The following is a 25,005-nucleotide window of genomic DNA, read 5'->3' as shown; positions in this document are numbered from 1 at the left end:
CGGCGGCTGTTCCGGCATCAACAGGAAGATCGATAATGGCACGGACCGGCCCCAAAAACTCAGCCCGCAGGGTGCTGACTTGGCTTGGAGCAATTTTCGTTGTATTGACAGCAGTCCTCGGCGGCGGCGTCATCTCGGGTCACGCGAGCTGGGCGCCCAAGCTGGCCCTGGACCTTGAAGGCGGCACCCAGATGATCCTGGCGCCCAAGGTTGAGGGCTCGGGGGACATCAATGAGGAGCAGCTCAACCAGGCTGTCGCCATCATCCGCCAGCGCGTGGACGGTTCCGGTGTTGCCGAAGCCGAAATCAGCACCCAGTCCGGCCGCAACGTGGTGGTCAGCCTCCCGGGAACCCCTTCCAAGGAAACCCGCGCGCTGATCCAGGCCTCGGCGGACATGAACTTCCGTCCGGTCATTGCCGTCGGTGACGGCAATCCCGTTCCCGTTGAGTCCCGCACTCCGGAGGACCAGCTGCCCAAGCCCGCCGCAGCGCCCGCCAACGCGAGCGACTCCAACTGGGTCACCGCCGACGTCGTGAAGACCTTCGAAGCCTTGGACTGCGTGAACCCTGCAACGGACAAGCAGCAACGCTCCGACCCGGCCAAGCCACTGGTGACCTGCGAGCCCTCCACCGGCCTGAAATACATCCTGGGTCCCGTTGAGGTCAAGGGCCAGGACATCACTGACTCTTCCTTCAGCCAGGTCCAGGGAGCCCAGGGCTCGGTCACCAACTCCTGGGGCGTCAACATCGTGTTCAACGGCGATGCCGCTGCCAAGTTCAAAGCTGTCACCGAGCGCCTGAACCAGTTCTACATCGCCGCCGGCGGCGAGAGCGGCAATGACCCCAAGTCGCAGTTCGCCATCGTCCTGGACGACAAGGTCATTTCGGCGCCGCGTTCCCTTGCTGTCATCACCGACGGCCGTCCGCAGATCACGGGCAACTTCACGCAGGCATCGGCCAAGGCGCTCTCCGACCAGCTCCGCTATGGTGCGCTGCCCATCAGCTTTGAAATCCAGTCCGAGCAGCAGATTTCGGCCACACTCGGTGGCGAACAGCTCCGCCTCGGCCTGCTGGCCGGCCTGATCGGCCTCCTGCTGGTGGTTGTCTACTCGCTGTTCCAGTACCGGGCCCTGGGCTTCGTCACCATTGCCTCCCTGGTGGTGGCAGGTGCCCTGACCTACCTGGCCATCGCCATCCTTGGCTGGACAGAGAACTACCGCCTCTCCCTGGCCGGTGTCGCCGGCCTGATCGTGGCCATCGGCCAGACTGCCGACTCCTTCATCGTCTACTTCGAACGCATCCGCGACGAACTGCGTGAGGGCCGTGGCCTGGTGTCCGCCGTCGAGAACGGCTGGAAGCGCGCCAAGCGCACTGTTCTTGCCTCCAAGGCCGTCAACCTGCTGGCGGCCCTGGTGCTGTACTTCGTGGCCGTGGGCAACGTTCGAGGCTTCGCGTTTACGCTGGGCCTGACGGCCGTGGCCGACCTTCTGGTCGTGTTCATCTTCACCCACCCGGTTCTGCAGCTGCTTGCCCGTACCAAGTTCTTCGGCGAGGGCCACCGGTTCTCCGGCCTTTCGCCGGACCGCCTGGGCGCCGTGCCCCTGTACCGCGGCGCCGGCCGGCTCCGCACGCCTACGGAGAAGCCCGCCGTGGTCCGCGCCCGCAACACCGGCGCCGTGGCCGAGGCAGAACGCCGCATGACCATTGCCGAACGGCGCCTTGCCGAAAAGCAGGGCCAGCTGACTGGCTCTTCCAACGGCACCAAGGAGGAGAAGTAATGACATCGAGCTTCGCAACCTTCGGCAATGAGCTCTACACGGGCAAGCGCTCGTACAACTTTGTTGCCGCCAAGAAGATCTGGTTCATCATCGCGGCCGTGGCCGTGGCCCTGTCCATCCTGATTCCGGCCGCCAAGGGCGGCTTCAACCTGGGAATCGAGTTCCGCGGCGGCTCGGAATTCACGGTCTCCAACGTGAAGACCACCTCCGCTGCCCTCGGTGAAAAGGCGGTCCACGACGTGGTTGCCGGGGCTGTACCGCGCGTTGCCAACGTGGCCGGCACCACCATGCGCATCCAGACGGACAAGCTGAGCGAGGACGAGACCATCCGGGTCAAGGAAGGCCTCACCAGCGCCTACGGCGTCACTGAGAACGAGGTCACCTCCACATTCGTCGGCCCCACCTGGGGACAGGACGTGACCAAGCAGGCACTGATCGGCCTGGTGGTCTTCGTGGGCCTTGCCGCCGTGCTCATGGCGCTCTACTTCCGGACCTGGAAGATGTCGCTGTCAGCCCTCGCGGGCATGCTCGTCACGATGTTCACCACGGCGGGCGTCTACGCCCTCAGCGATTTCGAAGTGACGCCGTCTGCGATCATCGGCTTCCTGACCGTGCTCAGCTACTCGCTGTACGACACGGTGGTGGTCTTCGACAAGATCCGCGAGAACACCGCGGACATCACCACCTCCAGCCGGCGCACGTTCGCCGAAGAGGTCAACCTCGCCGTCAACCAGACCCTGGTCCGGTCCATCAACACCATGATGGTTGCCGTCCTGCCGGTTGCCGCAATCCTCTTCATCGGTGCCGGACTCCTGGGCGCCGGAACCCTGCGCGACCTCTCGCTGGCCCTGTTTGTCGGCATCCTGATCGGCACCGCCGCCACGATCTTCATCGCGGCCCCGCTCTATGCCTGGCTCCGCCAGGGCGAGCCGGAGCTGGTCAAGCAGGCCAAAAAGGTGGCCCAGCGCCGTGCGGATGCTGCCTCCGAGGCAGCCACCGTCTAGCTGACACCACAACGCAAGGGCCGGTCCCGCCACAACGGCGGGGCCGGCCCTTGCTATTGGCGAGTTCGTCATGGTGCTGTCCGGTTGTTGGAGTGTTAACCTGCGGGAATAGACTGGAAGAATTAAATCAGTCGTGAGGGGTGCTTCTGTGGAAGAACGTACGACGTCGGCGCCGCCGGCGGGCGGGGACGACAGTTACAGCGGTGTACCCGGTCCGGGATCTGCTGAGATGGGCCGCGCTTCCGGCGCGGTGCCCCTGGATACTCCCGGCGTGCGTCCCACCTTCCCCGGACGCCGCGAGCGCACGCGTTCGCGGCTTGCCAGGCTCACCGGCCGCGGCGTGGCACCCTACTCACCGATCCTGGAGCCGCTGCTGCGCACGGTGCGCGCCAACAACCCCCGGGAAGACCTGGACCTGATCCAGCGGGCATTCACCGTTGCCGAACGCAGCCACCAGGGGCAGAAGCGCAAGAGCGGCGATCCCTACATCACGCACCCCGTCGCCGTCGCCACCATTCTGGCGGAACTGGGCATGACGGGCACCACCCTGGCCGCGGCGCTGTTGCACGACACCGTCGAGGACACGCCGTACACCCTGGCCGACCTGACGGCGGACTTCGGCCCGGAAGTGGCCATGCTGGTGGACGGCGTCACCAAACTGGACAAGGTCAGCTTCGGCGAGGCAGCGCAGTCCGAGACCGTGCGCAAGATGGTCGTGGCCATGGCCAAGGACATCCGTGTGCTGATGATCAAGCTCGCGGACCGTCTCCACAACGCGCGCACCTGGCGCTTCGTTTCGGCCGAGTCCTCGTCCCGCAAGGCCCGCGAAACCCTGGAGATCTTCGCGCCGCTGGCCCACCGCCTCGGCATGAACACCGTCAAGTGGGAGCTCGAGGACCTCTCCTTCGCGGCCCTGTACCCCAAGGTGTACGAGGAAATCGTCCGCATGGTGGGGGACCGGACGCCGGAGCGCGAAAAGAGCCTCAGCGTCATCCGCAACCAAATCGCCGACGACCTGCGCACCTCCCGCATCAAGGCCACCATCACGGGCCGTCCCAAGCACTACTACTCGATCTACCAGAAGATGATCGTCCGGGACAAGGACTTCGACGACATCAACGACCTCATGGGCGTCCGTGTCCTGGTGGATTCGGTCCGCGACTGCTACGCGGCTCTCGGCACCCTGCATTCGCGGTGGAACCCCCTGCCCGGGCGGTTCAAGGACTACATCGCCATGCCGAAGTTCAACATGTACCAGTCCCTGCACACCACGGTCATCGGCCCGGGCGGCAAGCCCGTGGAGATCCAGATCCGCACCCACGAGATGCACCGCCGTGCCGAATACGGTGTGGCGGCGCACTGGAAGTACAAGGACCAGCCGAACCGCACCGCGGTGGGCCCCGGCAGCCCGCGCGACGGCGACATGGGCTGGCTGCGTTCCTTGGTGGACTGGCAGCAGGAAACCTCCGATCCGGGGGAGTTCCTGGATTCGCTCCGCTACGAGATCAACGCCCGCGAGGTGTTCGTGTTCACCCCCAAGGGCGAGGTCATGGCCCTGCCCGCGGGATCGACCCCCGTGGACTTCGCCTACGCCGTCCACACCGAAGTGGGCCACCGGACCATCGGTGCCCGGGTCAACGGCAAGCTGGTCCCGCTCAACAGCGAACTCAACCACGGCGACTGGGTGGAGATCTTCACGTCCAAGGCCGAAGGTGCCGGTCCCAGCCAGGACTGGCAGCACTTCGTCAAGTCCGCGCGTGCGCGCAACAAGATCCGGCAGTGGTTCAGCAAGGAACGCCGCGAGGAAGCCATCGACCGCGGCAAGGAAATGCTCACGCGCGGGATGCGCAAGCACAACCTCCCCTTGCAGAAGCTCATGACCCATGACGCCCTGTCCAAGGTGGCGGAGGATTTCCACTACGTCGACATTTCCGGGCTCTACGCCGGCGTGGGAGACAACCACACCTCCGTGCAGTCCGTCATGGAGAAGCTCGTTGAGCATCTCGGCGGCAATGAGACGCCGGACGAGGACCTGGACGAGGTCAGCATCCCCACCCAGGTGGCGAAGTCCAAGTTCGCCGATTCCGGCGTGGTGGTCCGCGGCGTGGACGACGTGTGGGTGAAGCTGGCCCGCTGTTGCACGCCCGTACCGCCGGACCCGATCCTGGGCTTCGTGACGCGTGGCTCCGGGGTGTCGGTGCACCGTACGGACTGCACCAACGTTTCCGAACTGCGCGACCAGCCGGACAGGATCGTGGAAGTCGAATGGGCGCCCACGCAGTCCAGTGTCTTCCTGGTGGAGATCCAGGTGGAAGCCCTGGACCGGAAGTCGCTGCTTTCGGACGTCACCCGCGTGCTGTCCGAAAACCACGTCAACATCCTGGCCGCCTCGGTGCACACCTCCAGCGACCGCGTGGCGATCTCCAAGTTTGCGTTTGAAATGGGAGACCCCAAGTACCTGCACCACGTGCTCAGCGCGGTCCGCAGGATCGACGGCGTGTTCGACGTCTACCGCACCACGGGGAACCGCCGGCGCGGCTAGGCACGCGGCGGCACGCATATCAGGCGAGGACTTCCAGCTTGGCCAGGGCCGCCTTCTTGTGCGGCACCCTGGGGGAGGCCTCAACGGCCAGCATCACCAGGCGCAGCCGCACGCCCAGGTCTTCGTGCGCCAGCAGCAGCCTCAGCACGGGCAGGGCGCGTTCGGCCTCCACGTGCAGGGCCACGTCCACGGCCGTGCGCAGCGGGCTGGTGACGAGCATCCCGCCCATGCTCACGACGTCGAACTTGCCGAGCTTGACCTCATGGAGCATACAGCCGCGCGTGGAGCGCAGGCTGGAGATCCGGTGCCCGGCGTCCACCAGCAGGGACAGCCGCTCCGGCGGCTCGCCGCAGCCGTAGATCCATGCCGCCGTCATGCGGCCGGCCACCACCTTGGTCCGGATCTTCTCCGGCACCGTCAGGGCCGCTGCGCGGGCACGCAGCCGCGGCGTCACGCTGACACCCGGGGCCGTGAAACTGCGGCCGTACAGGGGCTGCAGCACGCCGTCGGCGGCCATCGACTGCAGCTCAGCCCAGCTGAACAGCGGGCTCGGAGCGTAGAGCTCCAGGCACTGGGCTTCCTGCTGATGCGGAGACGCGGACTCGTTGACCATTCAGCCATCTTTTCCTGCCCTCCCCAACGAGTACAGGCTCCGTCCCGGTTATGTGGATAACCGGGACGGAGCCTGTATGTGAAGAGCAACGCCTCAGAAGAATGCCTTCGGCGGCGGGTGCTCCGGCCTAGGCGAGGTCGCTGGCCGAACGCTGGATCTGGTCGAGCCAGGACTCGCGGGCTTCGAGAGCTTCGCGGGCTGCCTTGATGCGGCGCTGGTCGCCGGCTTTTTCGGCCTTCTCCAGGTCCTCCCGGAGCCCGGCAATGGCGGATTCCAGCTGTGACAGGGCGCTGTTGGTGCGAGCCTTGGTCTCCGGGTTGCTCCGGCGCCACTTGTCGTCCTCGGCCTCGCGCACGGCGTCCTCCACTTTGCGCAGCCCGGCCTCGATGCGTCCCATGTCTGCGCGCGGGACCTTGCCGGCTTCTTCCCAGCGGTCGCGGATGGACTGCAGGGCCTTCTTGGCGGCGTTGAGGTCCGTGATCGGCAGCAGGGCCTGGGCCTCAACCACGAGCTGTTCCTTGACGGAAAGGTTGACCGTGTACTGCTGGTCGATCTCGTCATTGGCAGCCTGGCGGTTGCTGAAGAAAACGTCCTGGGCGGCGCGGAACCGGGTCCACAGGGCATCGTCATCCTTGCGGCTGGCGCGCGGAGTGGCCTTCCACTGGTCCATGAGGCGGCGGTATTCGCCGGCCGCGTAGCCCCAGTCGGTGGAGGACGAGAGTGCCTCGGCCTCGGCGATGAGGCTCTCCTTGGCCGACTTCGCAGCCGAGTTGGTGCTGTCCAGCTGGGAGAAATAGGCGCGGCGGTGCCGGTCGAACACGGTCCGTGCGGAACGGAACCGCTTCCACAGGGCGTCCTCGTTGCTGCGGCCCAGGCGGATGCCGCTCTTCTGGGCGACCTTCCAGGTCTCGAAGAGCTCGTTCATCCGCGCGCTGGAGGTCTTCCACTGGATCTGGGAAGGATCCTGCGCGGAGATGGTTTCAGCCTCCGCCACGATTGCCTCGCGTGCTGCCAGCTCGGTGGCGCGGACGGCGTCGTGGGCAGCCTTCTCGGATTTCTCCAGCTCGGCAATCCGGACGGAGAGCGACTCAAGGCGGGCTTCGGCGGAGCGGATGTCGCCCACCATGTTGCCCTCGCCAAGCTGCTCGCGCAGATGGGCCACGGTCTTCTGCATGTCGGTCGCAGGAGCCTTGGACTCCACGCGGTGTTCCATGAGGACAACCTGGGCGATGACGTCGTCGAACTTTCGGGCGAAGTAGCCCAGGGCTTCCTCGGGGCTGACCCCGGGGTACTGGCCCACGGGCTGCTCGGCGCCGTCGATCGTCAGGAAGACGTGCCCGTCACCTTCGGCGCGTCCCCACTTGGCGGCCTCGGCCAGCGACGCCGCCGACACTGCCGGGGCGGCGGGAACAACGCCTGCTGCGGCCTTGGGCCGGGCGGCGAAGGCCGAAGGGGAGGGGGCTGCCGGTCGCGGCGTGGCAGGAGTCGCGGGGCTTTCCTCCGGAGCCGCGGCGGGCTCTGCCATCGGGGTTTCCACCGGGGCTTCTGCCGGCGCTTCCGTGCCTGCGCCGTCTTCCTCGGGAGCCGCTGCCGGGGCCTCGGGCGTTGCCGCCTCGGGAGCCTCGACTGCCTCATCGTTGGCCACTACTGCTGTTTCGTCGGATTTCTGACTGTCTGTCACCGCTAAAAGTCTTTCGCTTGGAGGGACTGCTAAGGTAATGCGCCGCGGACCGTGGGTCCGGAGCAAGTTACTTCAGAGAGAACGAGTCTATCGTGACAGCTGCCACAGGGGTGCCGTCGGAAGGGCTGCTGCCGGGAGTGATGCCTGCCGCCGCGATGGTGGTAATGACGTCCAGCCCGGTGGTGACCTTGCCGACCACGGAGTAGCCGCCGGCCTGGTCGGCCGGGATTTCCGTGTCCTTGTAGACAATGAAGAACTGGTGGCCGTTGCCGTAGGCATTCCCGGAGGTGCGCGCCACGGCGATGGTTCCGGCCACGTATTTGTTGTCCGCCGGGGTGTTTTCCAGCGGTCCCCAGCGGTAGGCAGGATCGTCCGAACCGTCCGGGGTCTTGGCCCCGCACTGCAGCAGGGCGAAGGTATCCCCGGTGGTCAACCTGTGGCAGCTGGCCCCGTTGTAGTAGCCGGCGTCGCTGAGCGATTTGTAGACGGCCGCCGCCTGGGGGGCCGTATTTCCGTCAAGTTCGACACCCACAACGCTGCCGTTGAGCTTGAGCTCGCCGGTGAAGGTCTTTCCTGCCGCGGTTTCCGGCTTGGGAATGTCCGGTCCGTTGGAGGGCGACGGCGACGGCGACGGCGAGGTCAGTCCCGCCTCGGCCGCGGCGAACTCCTCCTCCGTGGGGTTGGAACTGAAGACTGCCAGCTGCAGGATGACGGCGAGAACAACAGCAAGGGTGCCGGCACCGACTGCCAGGGTGTTGTCACGGCGGCGCCGTTTCCCCTGTTCCTGCCGCAGTTCGCGCTTGGCCTCCATCTGCCGGATGCGCCGTCTGGCTTCGCGGTCATCCCGCGACCTTGTTGCCAAGAGTCCTCCTGATTGTGTGGACGTATTCCATCGCCGGCAGCAGAACGCGGGCACGGCCCATTAGATGTGCACGCGCCGAAAGCATAAACTGGCTGCCGCACATAGTTTATGCATGACTGGCTGGACGCCCGCCCACAAACGCCCCCGGCGTCGAGCGCGGCGCGATTTGTCCGGGCCGCGCAATCTTGAGGAGAAAATTCCACCATGGCACGTACCGCCTCCTTGTCCGGATTCCCCGAGTGGCTTCCCCAGGAACGGTTGGTGGAGCTGCACGTGCTGGACACGCTGCGGAAGACCTTTGAGCTGCACGGGTTCTCCTCGATTGAAACGCGTGCCGTGGAAACCGTCGGCCAGCTCCTGCGCAAGGGCGAAATCGATAAAGAGGTCTACGGCCTGAGCCGCCTCCAGGATGACGAGGCCCCGGACGCCAGCACGTTAGACAAGCACGATCCCCACGCCTTGGCGCTGCACTTCGACCTGACCGTGCCTTTTGCCCGGTACGTCGTCGAAAACGCCGGCTACCTTGCCTTCCCGTTCCGTCGGTACCAGATCCAGAAGGTTTGGCGTGGTGAGCGCCCGCAGGAGGGCCGTGCCCGGGAATTCACGCAGGCGGACATCGACGTGGTGGGCGACGGCGAACTGCCGTTCCGCTACGACGTCGAGATCGCGCTTGTCATCGCCGAAGCCCTCAGCGCACTGCCCATCCCGGACTTCCGCCTGCGGATCAATAACCGCAAGCTCGCCGAAGGCTTCTACAGGGGCATCGGCCTGACGGACACGGCAGGGGTCCTGCGCAGCATCGACAAGCTCGAGAAGATCGGCGCCGCGAAGGTCGCCGAACTGCTCAAGAGCGAGCTCGGCGCCAGCGACGAACAGGCCGCCCTGGCCCTCCAGCTGGCAGGCATCCGCACCGAGGACACCTCCTTCGTGGCCCAGGTCCGCGCCCTGGGCGTCAACGACGAACTCCTGGAAGAAGGCCTCAGCGAACTCGAACAGGTCATCGAAGCCGCCGTGCAGCGCGCCCCGGGCAAGGTCATTGCAGACCTCAGCATCGCCCGCGGCCTGGACTACTACACGGGCACCGTCGTCGAAACTGTCCTGGTGGGCCACGAGCAGCTCGGTTCCATCTGCTCCGGCGGCCGCTACGACGCCCTGGCCAGCAAGGGCAACCGCAAGTTCCCGGGCGTCGGCCTGTCCATCGGTGTCACCCGCCTGGTCTCGCGCATCCTCAGCCAGGAATTCGCCACGGCTTCCCGCTCGGTACCCACGGCAGTGCTCGTGGCATTGAACAACGACGACAGCTGGTCCGCGGCCCAGGACGTCGCCGCGCAGCTGCGCGGGCGCGGCATCGCCACCGAAGTCGCTGCCAAGGCCGAAAAGTTCGGCAAGCAAATCAAGTTCGCCGACCGCCGCGGCATCCCCTTCGTCTGGTTCACCGACGACGACGGCAAGCACCAGGTCAAGGACATCCGCTCCGGTGAGCAGGTGGACGCCGACCCGGCCAGCTGGACACCGTCCGCGGAAGACCTGCACGTCCGCGTCACCACGGCCTGAGGTGCCACCCGGGCCAGCCCGGTCCTGCAGCGGCGCGGACCCGTCCAGTGGCGGGGAGCCGCTGCAGGGGCGGGTAAACTCGGACGGGATCGTTTTTTGCAATGGTCCCCTGAAACTTCATGCTGAAAGGAATGCTGTGCTGCGCACACATGACCTCGGATCACTTCGTTCCGAGCACATTGGACAGACCGTTACCCTGGCCGGCTGGGTGGGCCGCCGCCGCGATCACGGTGGTGTCGCATTCGTTGACCTGCGTGACGCCTCCGGTGTCTCCCAGGTGGTTGTCCGTGAGGAAGAGGTCTTCCACGGCCTGCGGAACGAATACGTGCTGCAGGTGACGGGCACCGTCAGCAAGCGTCCCGAAGGCAACGAGAACCCCGCCCTCGCCACCGGCGAGATCGAAGTCATCGCCGAGAAGGTAGTGATCCTCAACACCTCGGACCCGCTGCCGTTCCAGATCGACGAGCACGTCGAAGTAGGCGAGGAAGCCCGCCTCAAGCACCGCTACCTGGACCTGCGCCGCCCGGGCCCCGCCCGCAACCTGCGCCTGCGCTCCGAAGCCAACCGCGTGGCCCGCGAGCTTCTGCACCAGCGCGGCTACGTGGAAATCGAAACCCCCACGCTGACCCGCTCCACCCCGGAAGGCGCCCGCGACTTCGTGGTCCCGGCACGCCTGGCACCGGGCTCCTGGTACGCACTCCCGCAGTCCCCGCAGCTCTTCAAGCAGCTGCTGCAGGTGGGCGGCTTCGAGAAGTACTACCAGATCGCCCGCTGCTACCGCGATGAAGACTTCCGCGCGGACCGCCAGCCGGAATTCACCCAGCTGGACATCGAAGCAAGCTTCGTTGACCAGGACGACGTCATCGAGCTCGGCGAGGCAATCGTCAAGGTACTTTGGCAGCTGATCGACGTCGAGATCCCGACGCCGATCCGCCGCATGACGTACCTCGACGCCATGGCCAAGTACGGTTCGGACAAGCCGGACCTGCGCTTCGGCCTGGAGCTCACCGAGCTGACCGAGTTCTTCAAGGACACCAACTTCGGTGTCTTCAAGGCTCCCTACGTAGGCGCCGTGGTCATGCCGGGCGGTGCTTCACAAGCCCGCCGTGCGCTGGATGCCTGGCAGGAATGGGCCAAGCAACGCGGCGCCAAGGGCCTGGCCTACGTGCTGTTCAAGGAAGACGGCGAACTGGCCGGTCCGGTTGCCAAAAACCTCACGGACGAAGAGCGTGCCGGCCTGGCCGACGCCGTCGGTGCCAAGCCGGGCGACTGCATCTTCTTCGCCGCCGGCGAGAAGTCCCCGTCCCGTGCCCTGCTGGGCGCAGCCCGCGTAGAGATCGGCCACCGCACCGGCCTGATCGACCCCAAGGACTGGGCCTTCGTCTGGATCGTGGACGCGCCCATGTTCGAACCGGCCGCCGCCGCCGTTGCCTCCGGCGACGTCGCGGTGGGTGGCGGCCAGTGGACTGCAGTCCACCACGCCTTCACCTCGCCCAAGCCCGAGTTCATGGACAGCTTCGACAAGGACCCCGAGTCCGCCCTGTCCTACGCCTACGACATCGTCTGCAACGGCAACGAGATCGGCGGCGGCTCCATCCGTATCCACGAGCGCGATGTCCAGGAACGCGTCTTCGAGCTCATGGGCCTCGACAAGCAGGACGCCGACACCAAGTTCGGCTTCCTCCTTGAAGGCTTCAAGTATGGTGCCCCGCCGCACGGCGGCATGGCCCTCGGCTGGGACCGCGTTGTCGCCCTGCTCGCAGGCGTGGACTCGATCCGCGACGTCATCGCCTTCCCGAAGTCCGGTGGCGGCTACGACCCGCTGACCGCAGCTCCTGCCCCGATCACGGCGCAGCAGCGCAAGGAAGCCGGCGTGGACTTCAAGCCCGAGGCGAAGCCGCAGGCCGGGCCTGCAGCCAAGTCCGAGTAACGGCATTGTCCAAGTAGCAGCACTGTCCGAAGGCCCCCGTTCCGGCGGGGGCCTTCGGCGTACCAAGACGGGGTTTGGCCCCGCCGATGATTGACCCCGAGGAGGATGCGTGGCGCACGCGATCGACGTGGAACTGATCGAACAGCTGATGGACCAGGCCTGGCCTGCGCCTGACCGGGAAGATACCGGGTCATGGGTCCTGCGGGCCGCCGCCGGCGTCACCCAGCGGGCCAATTCGGTGTGGCCCAGGGACCCGGCCGAGGACCCCGAGGCAGCCATCCGGGCCGCCTCCCTGTGGTACCGGAGCCGCCGCCTGCCCTTGATCTTCCAGGTCTTCGACCACCACCGCAGTGCCGCGCTGAATGAAGTGCTCGATGCCCAGCGCTTCACCCGGCAGTCCGAAACCCTCGTTATGGTCCGCGGCGCAGAGGACCTGCCGCAAAACCGGCCAGCGGGCGTCGAACTTTCGGAAGAGCCCTCCGAGGAGTGGCTGCACTTGTGGTGGTCCGTGGACGGGCGCGGCGGCGACGCCGAACGTGGGACGGCCCGCCAAATCCTCACCGCTTGCCCCTCGCTGTACGCGCTGCTGAGGGACGACGACGGCGTCCCGGCCGCCGTCGGACGCCTCGCTGTTCCCGACGGCGGGGCAGAGGGCTGGGGTGGCATCTACAGCATGGCGACGTCCGCGGCGCACCGCAGGCGCGGATATGGCACCCGGGTGCTGGCTGCGTTACTGAATGCCGGTGCCAAGCGGGGTCTTGAGGGCTTCTGGCTGCTCGTCACGGCGGCCAATCAGGGCGCCCAGGAGCTCTACCGGAATGCGGGCTTCGCGGAGCAGGGAGGGTATCTGTACCGCCAGGCGCCCTTGAAGCGGGCGCCCGGCGGCTGCTGAGCCACGCGGCCGCCGGCTCACACGCCAGGCAGGCCCACGGAGATGCAGAAGGGAATCCGGTTTTCGTCCGGTCCCGTGTGGCCGGCGATGAGCAGTTGTCCTCCGGCCGTTCCGGCGGCCGAGATGTCCAGGTTTTCCCCGGCAAGGACGGGATGGCTGAGCCTGTGCGGAGCAAAGGTGCGTCCGTCGGCGCTGGCCAGCAGCAGGGGCTTCTTGTTGTGCGCTTTCCCCTGGCTTGTCACCAGGACGAAACCGTCGCCCACGGCCAGGACCTCCGGCGGTGCGGTTTTCTGCTCCGTTCCTGATTCGGTGACCGAAGTGCCGGCGGACCAGGTGCCGCCGTCGTCCCCGCTGTAGTAGGTGACGTAGCGCGTGGGCCGGCCCGGCCTCGAGGCCGCGACGACAGCAACTGCGGCCTTCGCGCCAGCCGTCACGGAGACTACCGAGGCGTTGTCGAAACCGTCGGGAACCGGCAGCGTGGCGGTCTTCCAGGACTGCGCATCCGGGGACGTCCACACCACGGGGAGCTGCTTGCCCCGGCTGTTGAGGTGCCCGCCGGCCAGGATGGCGGCTGTGGACGTCTCGGCCAGGCTGGTGATCGCCCGGTCTTCGATGGCCGTGCCCTTGAACTCAGGGGTCCAGACCCTGTTCCAGGACCGGCCGTCCTCGGACGTGGCCAGGGCCGCATTCGTGGTTCCGTCGGCCTCGTACGATCCCGCCGCCAGGAAACCATGGCTTGAGGGCAATACAGTGCTGACAGGTGAGCCGTCGCCGCGCGTGCTGGAACCGAACATGTTGCTGTTGGAAGAGATCCACTCGCCGCCGTCGGCCCGCGACCAGACGACAGGGTCCACGTGGGTCTCGTTCCGGGTGTATCCAAGGATCATCAGGCCCTTGGTGCCGGCGTGAAGACTTGAGAACTTCTCCCGGTGGTCGGGAACCACCGAGGCGTAGCCGGTAACCTTTTGCCCGCCGTCGAGGGTCCAGATCACAGACTCGGTGCCAACGGAGCCGAACGCCGATGTGGTGCCGTCCCTCATGGCGAAACTGCTGATGGCCGGCTTCCGCTCCGCAGGCCCGGGCCCTGTGGGAGGGGTGCGGTCCGTGACCTCACCGTTGGCTGCCACATGCAGCACCGTGCGGCGTGTGTTGCCGTGCCGCGTTTCGGCTGTGGCCAGCAGGAAGCCGTCCCGGACGGCCGCCGTGTCCTGCAGAAGCCGCACTTCGCCCTCCTCCGGCACCGGAACGGCCTGGAGCGGTGCCCACGGACGGCCCGCTTCCTGGTACACCAGTTGCCCGGTGCGCAGTGGATAGGAGCCGCGTTCCTGGATGGCCAGGGCGGAGGACGGCCCGTAGGAGATTGAAGGAGTCCACGGGAAATCACTGTTTGGGCCGGACCATGATTCATCCAGGGACATCGCCCAGTTCCCGCCGGGCGTCCACTGGGCGGCCATGCCGTGGGGGTTCATCAACTGGCCGGCCGTCTTTGGCCAGGCGAAGCCGGTGAACCTGAATTCCGTGCCGGTCCACTCCACGGACCTGAAGCCGTTGCTGTAGTGGCCGATCCCGGAGGCATCGGGGGAGAGGTTCTGCCAGCTCTTGCCGCCGTCGGACGACGCGAAGGCCTGGGCGGTAATCCGGTTGCTGCCCTGGATCTGTCCGGTCACTACGGCGGTTCCGCCACCCGCGGCGGCATCGGTGATGCGGAATCCGCCGCCCACCGACGGCAAGCCGGCCACATCGGCATCCTGGCTGGTCCAGCTTGCGCCATCAGGGCTGGTGTAGATCCGGGTCACCAAAGGATCGCCATTGGGTGCCTCGACGCCGACGAAAACCCATCCTGCGCTGGTTCCCAGCAGTTCGCCCTGAAGCCCGGCAGGCCCGTCGAAGGCGGTGCCGGCCTGGCGGCTGAAGTTCCGGCCATCCGTGCTGGTGAACGGCACGGCCTGCCCATTTTCCCGCCCGAACACCATCCACTGTTGTTCGCGGACTGACAGGTAGGCCAGGGGCATGCCCGGATCAGTGGAGCCGTCGAACAGCACACGGTGCCAACTCCGTCCCGCGTCCGGCGAATACTGGAGACGGTCGCCGTGCAATCCGGGTTCCCAGTGATCCGCTCCGACGATCACTTCGTCGCCACGTGTCACCAGGGAATCAAAGAGCGAGTCGTCACTGCGTTCGGAGGCGCGGTCGGAATCGATGCCGCTCACCGGTAAGTCGACGGTGCCCTGGCCATTGGCACACGAGGTGCAAAGCAGTGCCAGGATTGCGCCGATGGCCGTGAGTCGTCCGATGGTATTCATGCTGTTCCCCCTGCAGGCCTCCGGCGCTTCGTGGCCGGTCCCCAGGAGCTTAGGCAGATGGCGGCCGGGATTTCCTCCCGGAATTGCCTGCCTGTGGATAACTATGCCGGCGGGTCCGTCACCAGGATCCGGATGGCACAGGCGTCTGCAGCCGCCTTGGCGAGGGCTGCGGCCTTGGGCTCGGGGATGTCCAGGAACGCCAGCCGGGAACGGGCAGCGAACTGTTTCATGGCAGGCTGCTCCAGGACCTGCTCCACCAGGAGCCTGTCGCCGCCGGGTACCAGGTATTCCACGCGGTGGGCCCCGAAGACCCGTGCCGCGTGCTCGGCCGCGGACTCGACCAGCGCGTCTGCCTGGTTGCCGCGCCGCCGGGCATAGCGCTGCTGGGACTGCCCGCCGGCGGCCGTCCGCGACTGCACGTAGCGGGTGCCTGTCTTGGACGCGAGGACCCTGCCGCCGCTGGCCGCCGCCACGGCGAAACCGCCGCGCCGCACCAGCAACAGCCCCAGTCCGCGTTCCTGGGCGGCCAGGGAAGCCAGCCGTTCCAGATGGTCCGCGCCCGTGCCGGGCCGCCCGTCCACGGGCCAGGGGGCTTTCAACAGCGCGGTGGCGCCGTCCGCTGCCTGCAGGAGGATGCCGCCGTCGAGGATCTCATCGGCAAGCCGGCCGTGGCTCGCGGCGAACCGCTGCACCCAGCCGGACAGTCGCGCGCCCTGGACGAAGGCGGTGCGGCTCACGGGCCGGGGTTCCGTGGCCTGCTGGCCAACGTGCGGGCGGTCCACGTCGATGTCTCCTTTGTCAGATGTACTGAGTAGCCTATCCATGTGGATGATCTCTTTGGTGCGGGCGCAGACGGCGACGACGAGTCCGACGACGACTCGGGCGTTCCCGGACGCCCGGACGCCGGGCGGGCGCAATCCCAGCGCAGCCCCCTCGCGGTCCGGATGCGGCCGCGTTCGCTCGACGAAGTGGTGGGCCAGCAGCACCTGCTCGGCCAGGGATCGCCCTTGCGCCAGCTCGCCGCCGGCGTCGATGCCACCGGCCCCGCGGGGCCGAGTTCCCTGATCCTCTGGGGCCCTCCGGGTACCGGCAAGACCACGCTTGCCCATGTGATCGCCCGCGGCCCGGGCCGGAAGTTCGTGGAACTGTCCGCGATCACCGCCGGCGTCAAGGATGTGCGGCGGGTCATGGACGATGCCCTGACAGCGCGGGACCTGTACAAGACCACCACTGTGCTGTTTCTCGACGAGATCCACCGCTTCAACAAGGCCCAGCAGGACGCGCTGCTTCCTGGCGTGGAAAACCGCTGGGTGGTCCTGGTTGCCGCGACCACCGAGAACCCGTCGTTCTCTGTGGTCTCGCCCCTGCTGTCCCGTTCGCTGCTGCTGACGCTGAAGCCCCTGGAGGACAGCGACATTAAGGGCCTGCTGCAGCGCGCCGTCGCCGACGCCCGCGGCCTCGGCGGCCGCGTGGAGCTGGGAGCGGAAGCACTCGAACACCTCGTGCGTCTCTCCGGCGGCGATGCCCGGCGTGCCCTGACGGCGCTCGAGGCCGCCGCCGGCGTCGCGTTCGGGGACGTCCCGCCCGACGACGGCGAGCCCGGACTCGCGGACGACGGCGCCCCGGCCGCGCCCGTCGTCGTCGAGCTCCGCCACACCGAACGGGCGCTGGACGTGGCCGCGGTACGGTATGACCGTGCGGGCGACCAGCACTATGACGTCGCCAGCGCCTTCATCAAGTCGATCCGGGGCTCCGACGTGGACGCCGCCCTTCACTACCTGGCCCGGATGCTGGAGGCCGGCGAGGACCCACGGTTCGTGGCCCGCCGCATCGTCATCTCCGCCGCCGAGGACGTGGGCATGGCCGATCCGACGGCCCTCCAGACGGCCGTTGCCGCAGCCCAGGCCGTGCAGCTGATCGGCATGCCCGAAGGCCGGATCATCCTCGCCGAGGCCGTGGTGCACCTGGCCACGGCGCCGAAGTCCAACGCCGCCTACATGGGCATCAACAAGGCCATCGCCGACGTCCGCGCCGGCCTGGGAACCGGCATCCCCGCGCACCTCCGAGACGCCCACTATCCGGGGGCCAAACAGCTCGGCCATGGCCAAAGCTACAAATACGCCCACGACGCACCCCACGGCGTGGCCACGCAGCAGTACCCTCCCGATGACCTGGTGGGCAGGGATTACTACGAGCCCACCGCCAACGGCGCCGAACGCGACATTGCGGCGCGGCTTGAGCGGCTGCGCCGGATCGTCCGGGGCGAATAGCGGCGGCCCCCGCGCACAAGGCGGCGCCCGACGCCGGAGGCCCTGCCCGTGGTAGGATGGTTGCTTGTCTGGCAAGGCCCGGCGCACAATCCCTCGAATTCCGGTTCGATAGATCTGTGCCCTGGGCCCAGTAGCAAAAGGCAGCGGTTGGCCGATGCTCTCCATCGTGGAGGCCAGTAACACTGACACACCGCAGTAATTTGGAAGGACACAAGTGGCTAACAACACTCGTGCTCGCCGTACCGCACGCCTTTCGCGTGCACTCGGCATCGCTCTGACCCCCAAGGCCGCCAAGTACATGGAGCGCCGCCCGTACGGCCCCGGTGAGCATGGCCGTGCCCGCAAGAAGCAGGACTCCGACTACGCCGTACGTCTGCGCGAAAAGCAGCGTCTGCGCGCCCAGTACGGCATCCGCGAAGCACAGATGACCCGTGCCTTCGAAGAAGCACGCCGCACCAAGGGCCTGACCGGTGAAAACCTGGTTGAACTGCTCGAAATGCGCCTCGACGCCCTGGTCCTGCGTGCCGGTTTCGCCCGCACCATCGCCCAGGCCCGCCAGCTGGTTGTGCACCGCCACATCCTGGTTGACGGCATCCGCGTGGACCGCCCGTCCTTCCGCGTCAGCGAAGGCCAGCTCATCCACGTTCACAGCCGCAGCGAAGTCATGGCTCCGTTCCAGGTTGCAGCAGCCGGTGCCCACGTTCTGAACACCGTTCCGGCTTACCTGGACGTCAAGATTGACTCCCTCCAGGCCCGCCTGGTTCGCCGCCCGAAGCGCTCCGAGGTCCCCGTGACCTGCGAAGAGCAGCTCGTCGTCGAATTCTACGCTCGCTAAATTCCGGCAGCGCATACAAAGAAGCCCGTGGCACACGCCGCGGGCTTCTTTGTATGTAAGGTACTTGGGGAAGCCTTGCCGGAGCAGTACCCCGCGGCCGGGCACCCGGTGCACCGCAACGATCCATAGGGAGATGAGTGACATGTCTGGTGGCGATATTGCCGGCCTGATCGCGGCAGGAGTGTTTGCGCTCCTTGTGCTGCTGTTGGCCGTGCCCATCCTGAAGCTCGGCGGCGTCCTGGACGAAGTGCGCCAGTCAATCCGCACCATCAGCGACGGCGCCACACCTCTCATGGACGAAGTCACGGCCACCGTCTCCACCACCAACCAGCAGCTGAAGAAGGTGGACGGCATCGCCTCGAACGTCTCCGACGCCTCGGCCAACATTTCCGCGCTGTCCTCGCTCGTTGCCGCAACAGTGGGTTCCCCCCTCATCAAGGTGGCCGCGTTCAGCTACGGTGTCCGGTCCGCCCTCGCAGGCCGGCGGTCCGCATCGCCCGGCCGCCGCAGCCGCTGAATCCGCCGGAAGGCCAACAACCGTGAAAAGAATTGTCTGGATGGGAATCGGCGTCGCCATCGGCGTCATCGCCTTCCGCAAGATCACCGAAGCCCAGGCCAACCTCGGCCCCGACGGGCTTAACCGCGCCGTCGGCCGGCTGGCCGACGGGTTCTACGATTTCGCCGACGCCGTGCGCGCCGGAATGCACGAACGCGAGGTTGATCTGCGGTCCGCCTTGGGGATCAACGAGCCCGACGCCGGCGCACGCTAGCCGCCGCGGTTCGCCCCCGCGCCCGGAACAGGGCAGAATTAGAAGCTGCGGAACGGCAACGGCCGGTTCTGCGCACAAACTCATGCAGTGAATTGAGAAGGGTAAGTAATCAGCTAATGAAGTCGCAGGAGATCACCAAACGCTGGGTGGACTTTTTTGTCAGCAAGGGCCACACCGCCGTTCCCTCCGCGTCGCTCGTATCCAGCGACCCGTCCCTGCTCTTCACTGTGGCCGGCATGGTGCCCTTCATTCCTTACCTGACCGCGCGGGAAGAACCGCCCTTCAAGCGTGCCACGAGCATCCAGAAGTGCATCCGCACCGGTGACATCGAGGAAGTGGGCAAGACCGCCCGCCACGGCACCTTCTTCCAGATGTGCGGCAACTTCTCCTTCGGCGACTACTTCAAGGAAGACGCCATCAAGTTCGCCTTCGAGCTGCTGACCACCAGCGTGGACGACGGCGGCTACGGCCTGCCCGCGGAACGCCTCTGGGTCACGGTCTACGAAGAAGACGACGAGGCCAAGGAACTGTGGCTGAAGAACACCGGGATCCCCGCCGAGCGCATCCAGCGCATGGGCAAGGCTGACAACTACTGGTCCACGGGCCAGCCCGGCCCCGCCGGCCCCTGCTCCGAGATCTACTACGACCGCGGCCCTGCCTACGGCGTCGAAGGCGGCCCGCTCGCCGACGAAACCCGGTACATCGAAATCTGGAACCTCGTGTTCATGCAGTACCAGATCGAGAATGTCCGCTCCAAGGTGGACTTCGACATTGCCGGCGAACTGCCCCAGAAGAACATCGACACCGGACTTGGCATGGAACGTCTCGCCATGATCCTGCAAGGCGTCGAGAACATGTACGAGACCGACCAGGTCCGTCCCGTGATCGACCGTGCCGCTGCGCTCTCGGGCAAGGAATACACCTCTGCCGAATCCGCCGAGGACCCGCACCACACGGACGACGTCCGCATGCGCGTTGTGGGCGACCACATCCGCTCCGCGCTCATGCTGATCGCCGACGGCGTGTCCCCGTCCAACGAAGGCCGCGGCTACGTGCTGCGCCGCCTCATCCGCCGTGCGGTCCGCGCCATGCGCCTCCTGGGTGTCGAAACCGCCTGCCTGCCCGAGCTCCTGCCGGCCTCGCGCGACGCCATGAAGGGCGTCTACCCCGTGGTGGAGACCGACTTCGACCGCATCAGCCGCATCGCCTACGCCGAGGAGAAGGCGTTCCTGCGCACCATCGCCTCCGGCACTGCGCGCCTCGAGGACGCCGTGGCCGAGTCCAAGGCCGCAGGCGTCCAGCTCTCCGGAGCCGACGCCTTCGCCCTGCACGACACCTACGGCTTCCCGATCGACCTCACCCTGGAAATGGCCGAAGAAGCCGGACTCAAGGTGGACGAGGCCGGATTCCGCGCCCTCATGCTGGAACAGCGCCAGCGTGCCCAGGCAGACGCCAAGGGCAAGAAGGGCGGCCACGCCGACCTCAGCGCCTACCAGGAGATGCTGGGCGAGGGCGAGACCGTCTTCACCGGCTACGGTGAGCTCGACGGCGAATCCCGCGTCCGCGGCATCGTCAGCGGAGGCCAGCGGGTTGCCCACGCCTCCACCGGCGATGAAATCGAACTCGTCCTCAACGAGACCCCGTTCTACGCCGAGGCCGGCGGCCAGTCCGCCGACACCGGCCTCATCACCGGCGACGGCTTCGTCGTCGAGGTCCTCGACGTCCAGCGCCCCGTCAAAGGACTGAGCGTGCACAAGGCGATCGTCCGCGAAGGCGAGATCTCCTCGGACGCCCTGGTGCGCGCCGCCGTCGACCGCGAACGCCGCCACGCCGCCGAGCAGGCCCACACCGGCACGCACATTGTGCACGCCGCCCTGCACCAGATCCTCGGCCCGGAAGCAACCCAGCGCGGCTCCTACAACAAGGCCGGCTACCTGCGCTTCGACTTCGCCTGGGGTGAGGGCCTGAGCACGGCCACGCGGTCCGAGATCGAAGAGGTCTCAAACATCGCCATCCGCAACAACTTCCGCGTGGACACGAAGGTCATGGGCCTGGCCGAGGCCAAGGCCCTGGGCGCCATGGCGCTGTTCGGCGAGAACTACGGCAGCGAAGTGCGTGTTGTGGAGATCGACGGCGCCTGGTCCCGTGAGCTCTGCGGCGGCACGCACGTCGCCAACACCTCACTGATCGGCAGCCTTTCCCTGCTGGGCGAGCAGTCCGTCGGCTCCGGAAACCGCCGAGTGGAGGCTTTTGTGGGCCTTGACGCCTTCCGCCACCTGGCTGCCGAGCGCGCCCTGGTCACCGAGCTCACTGAAATGCTCAAGGTTCCGTCCGGCCAGCTGGCCGAGCGCATCGCCAGCACGCTGAACAAGCTGAAGGCGACGGAGAAGGAACTCGACCGCCTGCGCAAGGAACAGCTCACTGCGGCGGCCGCCACCATCGTCGGAACGGCCCAGGATGCCGCCGGCGTCCGGGTCATCGCGCACGACGCCGGGCAGATCGGCGGCGCCGACGACGTCCGCAACCTTGCCCTGGACCTGCGCAACCGCCTCGGTTCGGAAGCTTCCACCGTGGCAGTGGCCGGTGTCAGCAACGACCGTCCGGTCATCCTGGTGGCCACCAACGAGGCCGCCCGGGAAGCCGGCGTCAAGGCCGGTGCCCTGGTGCGGCTGGCCGCCGGAATCCTCGGCGGCGGCGGTGGCGGCAAGGACGACATCGCCCAGGGCGGCGGCACGGACGCAGCGAAGGTCCCCACGGCCCTCGCCGCCGTCGTGGATGCGATCGCCAAGCGCTGACGGTGGATTCCCCTTCAAGCAGCGACGTCTACCCCCGCGGCATCAAGCTGGGGGTAGACGTCGGTACTGTCCGGGTCGGCCTTGCGATCTGCGACCCGGACGGCATCCTCGCCACGCCGTTCAAGACGGTGAGCAGGGATGCCAAGAAGAACTCGGACGTCCGTGTGATTGTAAAGCAGGCTGCCGAGCGCGGCGCGGTGCAGATCTTCGTGGGGCTGCCACGCACCATGAAGGGCGAAGAGCACGCCTCGGCACGGATGGCCACGGACTACGCCGACCTTCTGGTGGGGGAGCTGCAGCGTGCCGGACTGGACGTTCCCGTGAACCTGGTCGATGAGCGCCTGACCACCGTGACGGCGCACCGCAACCTGCACGAAGCTGGCATGAGCAGCAAGGACCACCGTAAAGTGGTGGATCAGGTTGCTGCTGCCGGAATACTGCAGCATGCGATCGACATGCAAAAAGCCAGGGGATCGGACGCTGGCCGCCGTGTCTACGCACCGGCGCCGTCCGAACCAGCCGCCAGTGCCCCAACACCGCAGGCTGCCCCCGGCACTGACCCACACTCTTCTACGAGGGGAAGGCAATTGTGAGCCCGGTCAACAACGACCCCTCAAACCAGGCGTCCTCAGGAGGCGGCATGCCCCTGACCCGCAAGGAACTCCGCGCCAGGGAACGCTTCCTGGCAACGCAGAACCAGGACATCGTCGAGGTTCCCGATTTCGTGCCGGAGGAGGTAACGGTGCCCGCGCCGGTTTCGGCCGCGTCCACCTTGCCGGCCCCCATTCCCGCGGCCCCGCGCTTCCCAGCCCCGGCCGCCGCACCCCCGGCCGTTTCCAAGCCGGAGCCTGAGCCTGTGCCTGCAGCGGAGCCGGAGCCTCTGCGTGCTGCGGTGCCGGAGCCTGAGCAGCACGCTGACGCCCAGCCGGAGGATGCCGAGCATGGCGACGCCGCGGCGTCGCATCTCCACGCCGAGGCCGTCCAGGACCACGACGCCGCCCAGCACTACGAGGGACACGGCCACGCCGACCTCCACCACGAGGAGCATGCGGACGTCCACTACGACGAGCATGCCTACCTTGAACACCCTGAACTTGAACACCACGAACATGCCGAACACGGCTACATCGAACACGATGGGCATGCCGCGCATGAGTACGACCCCCACCACGGCCATGAGGCGTATGACGGGCATGGCCACGAGACCCTCGAAACCCCGGCTGCCGCCAAGGTGCCGTCCAAGAAGGTCCGCCGCCGTCGCCGCGTTGTGGCGCTGCTGATCACCCTGGGTGTCTTCGTTGCGGCCATAGCCATCGGTGCGCAGTTCCTGCGGCCGCTCCTGGGCATGGACAAACTGAGCGATTACCCGGGGCCGGGCACAGGGTCCGTGACGGTCACCGTCCCCGCCGGCTCCGGCCCGAAGGCGATCGCCGGCGAGCTTGAGGAAAAGCACATCGTGGCCAACGCGGACACGTTCCTCAAAGCGTTCATCGCCGCGGGCGGCGAGTTGTCGCCGGGTGACTTCCAGTTCAGGACCGAAATGAAGAACGCCGATGCCGTGGCCGTCCTGCAGAACCAGGACGCCTCCAAGGTCATCTACTTCGCCCTGAGCGCCGGCCTGCGGATCAACGAATCCCTCGAAGCGATCTCCAAAGGTTCGGGCATTCCCGTGCAGCAGCTCCAGGCACTCAGCAACGCCCCTGCCCAATTCGGTGTACCGGCCAAGGCCAAAAACCTTGAAGGCTTCCTGGCCCCGGGGGAGTACCGCTTCCCCTTGGGCACTGCCGGCAAGGACATCATGCAGAAGCTGGTCAGCACCACGCTGGACGAGCTGAAAGCCCAGGGGATCACGGATCCTGCCAAGCAGTTCGATGCCGTGATCATTGCGAGCATCGTGCAGGCCGAAGGCGGCCAGGCTGACTACGGGAACGTGGCAGGCGCCATCTACAACCGCCTGAAGCCGGGCAACAGCGAGACCTACGGGCTGATCCAGTCCGATGCCACGGTCACATATGGCCTGGGCCGGAAGTCCTTCCACCTCACGGAGGAGGAAAAGGCGGACAAAGCCAATGCGTACAACACCTACGCCAATGCCGGTCTTCCTGTCGGCCCCATCGGTTCGCCCGGAAAGTCGGCCATCGACGCGGCGGCCAAGCCCACGGCCAATGACTACCTCTACTGGGTGACCATTAACCTGGACACCAAGGAGACCAAGTTCTCCAAGACGCTGGCCGAACACAACGTCTACGTTGCGCAGTACAACGCGTGGTGTGCGGCGAACGCAGGCCGATGCGTGTGAGCAGGCGTGCAGCGGTCCTCGGACACCCCGTCTCGCACTCGAAGTCGCCGGCACTGCACCTTGCCGCCTACGCCAAACTCGGCGTCGACATCGCGTACACGGCCATCGACGTCACTGTTGAGCAACTGCCCGCGTTCATGGCTGAGGTGCGTTCGGACGAGTCATGGTGCGGCTTGTCCGTCACCATGCCGCTGAAGTCGGCGATGGCCGCGGAAGTCGACGAGGTCCGCGGTGCAGGGGCCAGCCTCGGCGTCATCAACACCGTGGCCTTCGAGCGGGACGGCAGCGGCGTCCGGCGGATCGGCTACAACACCGACGTTGCGGGCATCGTCCAAGCGGTGCGTTATGCCGGGGCCGTGTCCCGGCCGCGGGCCGCCATCCTGGGCGGGGGAGGCACCTCGGCCGCCGCCATTGCCGCCCTGCACGAACTCGGTTCCAGCCACGTCGACGTGTTCGTCCGCGATGCGTCCCGCGCGGGAGATGCCCAGGCGGCAGCGGCCGCCGTCGGGATTTCGCTCGCGGTGCGCCCCCTCAGCGAGGCCGCCACGGCGCTGGCCGGAGCGGAACTGGCCATCTCCACCCTGCCGCCGCGTGCTGCGGACGGCATCGCGGCGGAACTCGCCGGGCTTCCGGGCACTGCGGCGGGGGTCCTGCTGGACGTGGCCTACGATCCGTGGCCGAGCCGCATTGCCGAGGTCTGGCAAGGACACGGCGGTGCCGTGGTGCCGGGTCTGGAGATGCTGATGTACCAGGCCGTGGAGCAGATACGGTTCTTTACCGGCGGCGAGGTAACCGCCGGTGTCATAGATGTGATGTGTGACTCAGTCGGGCTTCCCCGGCGGGTGTTCTAGTGGCCTTACATGGCAGGATTGGTTCT

19 protein-coding genes are annotated in these 25,005 nt (G+C 66.9%); 14 read left to right on the top strand and 5 right to left on the bottom strand.

The features are described 5' to 3' along the window. Nucleotides 1-35: 35 nt before the first annotated feature. The 3 genes from secD to NVV90_RS11430 all read left to right on the top strand — a co-directional run bounded on the left by secD (nt 36) and on the right by NVV90_RS11430 (nt 5,324). Entirely contained in the window at nt 36-1,778 is a 1,743-nt protein-coding gene (gene secD, locus NVV90_RS11440; RefSeq protein WP_258437424.1) for a protein translocase subunit SecD, read from the top strand. After that, nucleotides 1,778-2,782, top strand: coding sequence for a protein translocase subunit SecF (secF, locus tag NVV90_RS11435; protein ID WP_258437423.1), 1,005 nt, complete (start codon nt 1,778-1,780; stop codon nt 2,780-2,782). Before secD ends, secF begins: the two co-directional genes overlap by 1 nt. Nucleotides 2,783-2,930: 148 nt before the next feature. Next, nucleotides 2,931-5,324 carry a bifunctional (p)ppGpp synthetase/guanosine-3',5'-bis(diphosphate) 3'-pyrophosphohydrolase gene (locus tag NVV90_RS11430; protein WP_258437422.1) on the top strand — a complete coding sequence of 798 codons (2,394 nt, stop codon included), beginning with the start codon at nt 2,931-2,933 and terminating at the stop codon, nt 5,322-5,324. A 19-nt stretch (nt 5,325-5,343) separates the two neighbouring features. Here NVV90_RS11430 and NVV90_RS11425 read toward each other — a convergent pair whose 3' ends face one another. The 3 genes from NVV90_RS11425 to NVV90_RS11415 all read right to left on the bottom strand — a co-directional run bounded on the left by NVV90_RS11425 (nt 5,344) and on the right by NVV90_RS11415 (nt 8,480). Further along, nucleotides 5,344-5,937: a hypothetical protein gene (locus tag NVV90_RS11425; RefSeq protein WP_258437421.1), complete on the bottom strand. Its 594-nt coding sequence runs from the start codon at nt 5,935-5,937 to the stop codon at nt 5,344-5,346. Nucleotides 5,938-6,064: 127 nt separating this feature from the next. Further along, on the bottom strand, nt 6,065-7,618 hold the full coding sequence (locus tag NVV90_RS11420) for a DUF349 domain-containing protein (RefSeq protein ID WP_258437420.1): 1,554 nt from the start codon (nt 7,616-7,618) through the stop codon (nt 6,065-6,067). 67 nt (nt 7,619-7,685) lie between these two features. Continuing rightward, nucleotides 7,686-8,480 (bottom strand): peptidylprolyl isomerase, encoded by a 795-nt coding sequence (locus NVV90_RS11415; protein ID WP_258437419.1) that lies wholly within the window; start codon nt 8,478-8,480, stop codon nt 7,686-7,688. A gap of 204 nt (nt 8,481-8,684) precedes the next feature. Here NVV90_RS11415 and hisS point away from each other — a divergent pair, with 204 nt between their 5' ends. The 3 genes from hisS to NVV90_RS11400 all read left to right on the top strand — a co-directional run bounded on the left by hisS (nt 8,685) and on the right by NVV90_RS11400 (nt 12,856). After that, nucleotides 8,685-10,034, top strand: coding sequence for a histidine--tRNA ligase (gene hisS, locus NVV90_RS11410; RefSeq protein ID WP_258437418.1), 1,350 nt, complete (start codon nt 8,685-8,687; stop codon nt 10,032-10,034). A 136-nt stretch (nt 10,035-10,170) separates the two neighbouring features. Continuing rightward, nucleotides 10,171-11,964 carry an aspartate--tRNA ligase gene (aspS, locus tag NVV90_RS11405; protein WP_258437417.1) on the top strand — a complete coding sequence of 598 codons (1,794 nt, stop codon included), beginning with the start codon at nt 10,171-10,173 and terminating at the stop codon, nt 11,962-11,964. Nucleotides 11,965-12,112: 148 nt separating this feature from the next. Beyond that, the gene (locus NVV90_RS11400; RefSeq protein ID WP_258441147.1) at nt 12,113-12,856 is read left to right on the top strand and encodes a GNAT family N-acetyltransferase; all 744 of its coding nucleotides are present in this window, start codon (nt 12,113-12,115) and stop codon (nt 12,854-12,856) included. A 17-nt stretch (nt 12,857-12,873) separates the two neighbouring features. Here NVV90_RS11400 and NVV90_RS11395 read toward each other — a convergent pair whose 3' ends face one another. Both NVV90_RS11395 and NVV90_RS11390 read right to left on the bottom strand, forming a co-directional pair. Next, on the bottom strand, nt 12,874-15,159 hold the full coding sequence (locus NVV90_RS11395) for a hypothetical protein (protein ID WP_258437416.1): 2,286 nt from the start codon (nt 15,157-15,159) through the stop codon (nt 12,874-12,876). A 101-nt stretch (nt 15,160-15,260) separates the two neighbouring features. Beyond that, nucleotides 15,261-15,941: an acVLRF1 family peptidyl-tRNA hydrolase gene (locus NVV90_RS11390; RefSeq protein ID WP_258437415.1), complete on the bottom strand. Its 681-nt coding sequence runs from the start codon at nt 15,939-15,941 to the stop codon at nt 15,261-15,263. 42 nt (nt 15,942-15,983) lie between these two features. Here NVV90_RS11390 and NVV90_RS11385 point away from each other — a divergent pair, with 42 nt between their 5' ends. The 8 genes from NVV90_RS11385 to NVV90_RS11350 all read left to right on the top strand — a co-directional run bounded on the left by NVV90_RS11385 (nt 15,984) and on the right by NVV90_RS11350 (nt 24,979). After that, nucleotides 15,984-17,429, top strand: a complete 1,446-nt coding sequence (locus NVV90_RS11385; protein WP_258437414.1) for a replication-associated recombination protein A — start codon at nt 15,984-15,986, stop codon at nt 17,427-17,429. 214 nt (nt 17,430-17,643) lie between these two features. Then, entirely contained in the window at nt 17,644-18,264 is a 621-nt protein-coding gene (gene rpsD / locus NVV90_RS11380; protein ID WP_258437413.1) for a 30S ribosomal protein S4, read from the top strand. A gap of 142 nt (nt 18,265-18,406) precedes the next feature. Then, on the top strand, nt 18,407-18,781 hold the full coding sequence (locus tag NVV90_RS11375; protein ID WP_258441146.1) for a DUF948 domain-containing protein: 375 nt from the start codon (nt 18,407-18,409) through the stop codon (nt 18,779-18,781). A gap of 40 nt (nt 18,782-18,821) precedes the next feature. Beyond that, a complete protein-coding gene (locus tag NVV90_RS11370) occupies nt 18,822-19,034 on the top strand; it encodes a hypothetical protein (protein ID WP_258441145.1) in 213 nt (70 codons plus the stop codon). A 116-nt stretch (nt 19,035-19,150) separates the two neighbouring features. Next, the gene (gene alaS, locus NVV90_RS11365; protein WP_258437412.1) at nt 19,151-21,829 is read left to right on the top strand and encodes an alanine--tRNA ligase; all 2,679 of its coding nucleotides are present in this window, start codon (nt 19,151-19,153) and stop codon (nt 21,827-21,829) included. Nucleotides 21,830-21,831: 2 nt separating this feature from the next. Then, nucleotides 21,832-22,422 (top strand): Holliday junction resolvase RuvX, encoded by a 591-nt coding sequence (ruvX, locus tag NVV90_RS11360; protein ID WP_258437411.1) that lies wholly within the window; start codon nt 21,832-21,834, stop codon nt 22,420-22,422. Nucleotides 22,423-22,469: 47 nt separating this feature from the next. Beyond that, on the top strand, nt 22,470-24,128 hold the full coding sequence (gene mltG / locus NVV90_RS11355) for an endolytic transglycosylase MltG (protein WP_258437410.1): 1,659 nt from the start codon (nt 22,470-22,472) through the stop codon (nt 24,126-24,128). Beyond that, nucleotides 24,125-24,979 carry a shikimate dehydrogenase gene (locus NVV90_RS11350; protein ID WP_258437409.1) on the top strand — a complete coding sequence of 285 codons (855 nt, stop codon included), beginning with the start codon at nt 24,125-24,127 and terminating at the stop codon, nt 24,977-24,979. The genes mltG and NVV90_RS11350 overlap by 4 nt, the downstream gene beginning before the upstream one ends. Nucleotides 24,980-25,005 lie beyond the last annotated feature (26 nt).

It is taken from the genome of Arthrobacter sp. CJ23 (assembly GCF_024741795.1).
Classification (GTDB): Bacteria; Actinomycetota; Actinomycetes; order Actinomycetales; family Micrococcaceae; genus Arthrobacter.
This window is presented reverse-complemented; position numbering and strand designations above follow the sequence as displayed.

Coding starts and splice junctions, on each gene's coding strand:
- NVV90_RS11395 (WP_258437416.1), bottom strand. CDS start 15,159: ATGAATACCATCGGACGACTCACGGCCATCGGCGCAATCCTGGCACTG.
- NVV90_RS11370 (WP_258441145.1), top strand. CDS start 18,822: ATGGGAATCGGCGTCGCCATCGGCGTCATCGCCTTCCGCAAGATCACC.
- secF (WP_258437423.1), top strand. CDS start 1,778: ATGACATCGAGCTTCGCAACCTTCGGCAATGAGCTCTACACGGGCAAG.
- NVV90_RS11425 (WP_258437421.1), bottom strand. CDS start 5,937: ATGGTCAACGAGTCCGCGTCTCCGCATCAGCAGGAAGCCCAGTGCCTG.
- secD (WP_258437424.1), top strand. CDS start 36: ATGGCACGGACCGGCCCCAAAAACTCAGCCCGCAGGGTGCTGACTTGG.
- NVV90_RS11400 (WP_258441147.1), top strand. CDS start 12,113: ATGGACCAGGCCTGGCCTGCGCCTGACCGGGAAGATACCGGGTCATGG.
- alaS (WP_258437412.1), top strand. CDS start 19,151: ATGAAGTCGCAGGAGATCACCAAACGCTGGGTGGACTTTTTTGTCAGC.
- hisS (WP_258437418.1), top strand. CDS start 8,685: ATGGCACGTACCGCCTCCTTGTCCGGATTCCCCGAGTGGCTTCCCCAG.
- mltG (WP_258437410.1), top strand. CDS start 22,470: ATGCCCCTGACCCGCAAGGAACTCCGCGCCAGGGAACGCTTCCTGGCA.
- NVV90_RS11375 (WP_258441146.1), top strand. CDS start 18,407: ATGTCTGGTGGCGATATTGCCGGCCTGATCGCGGCAGGAGTGTTTGCG.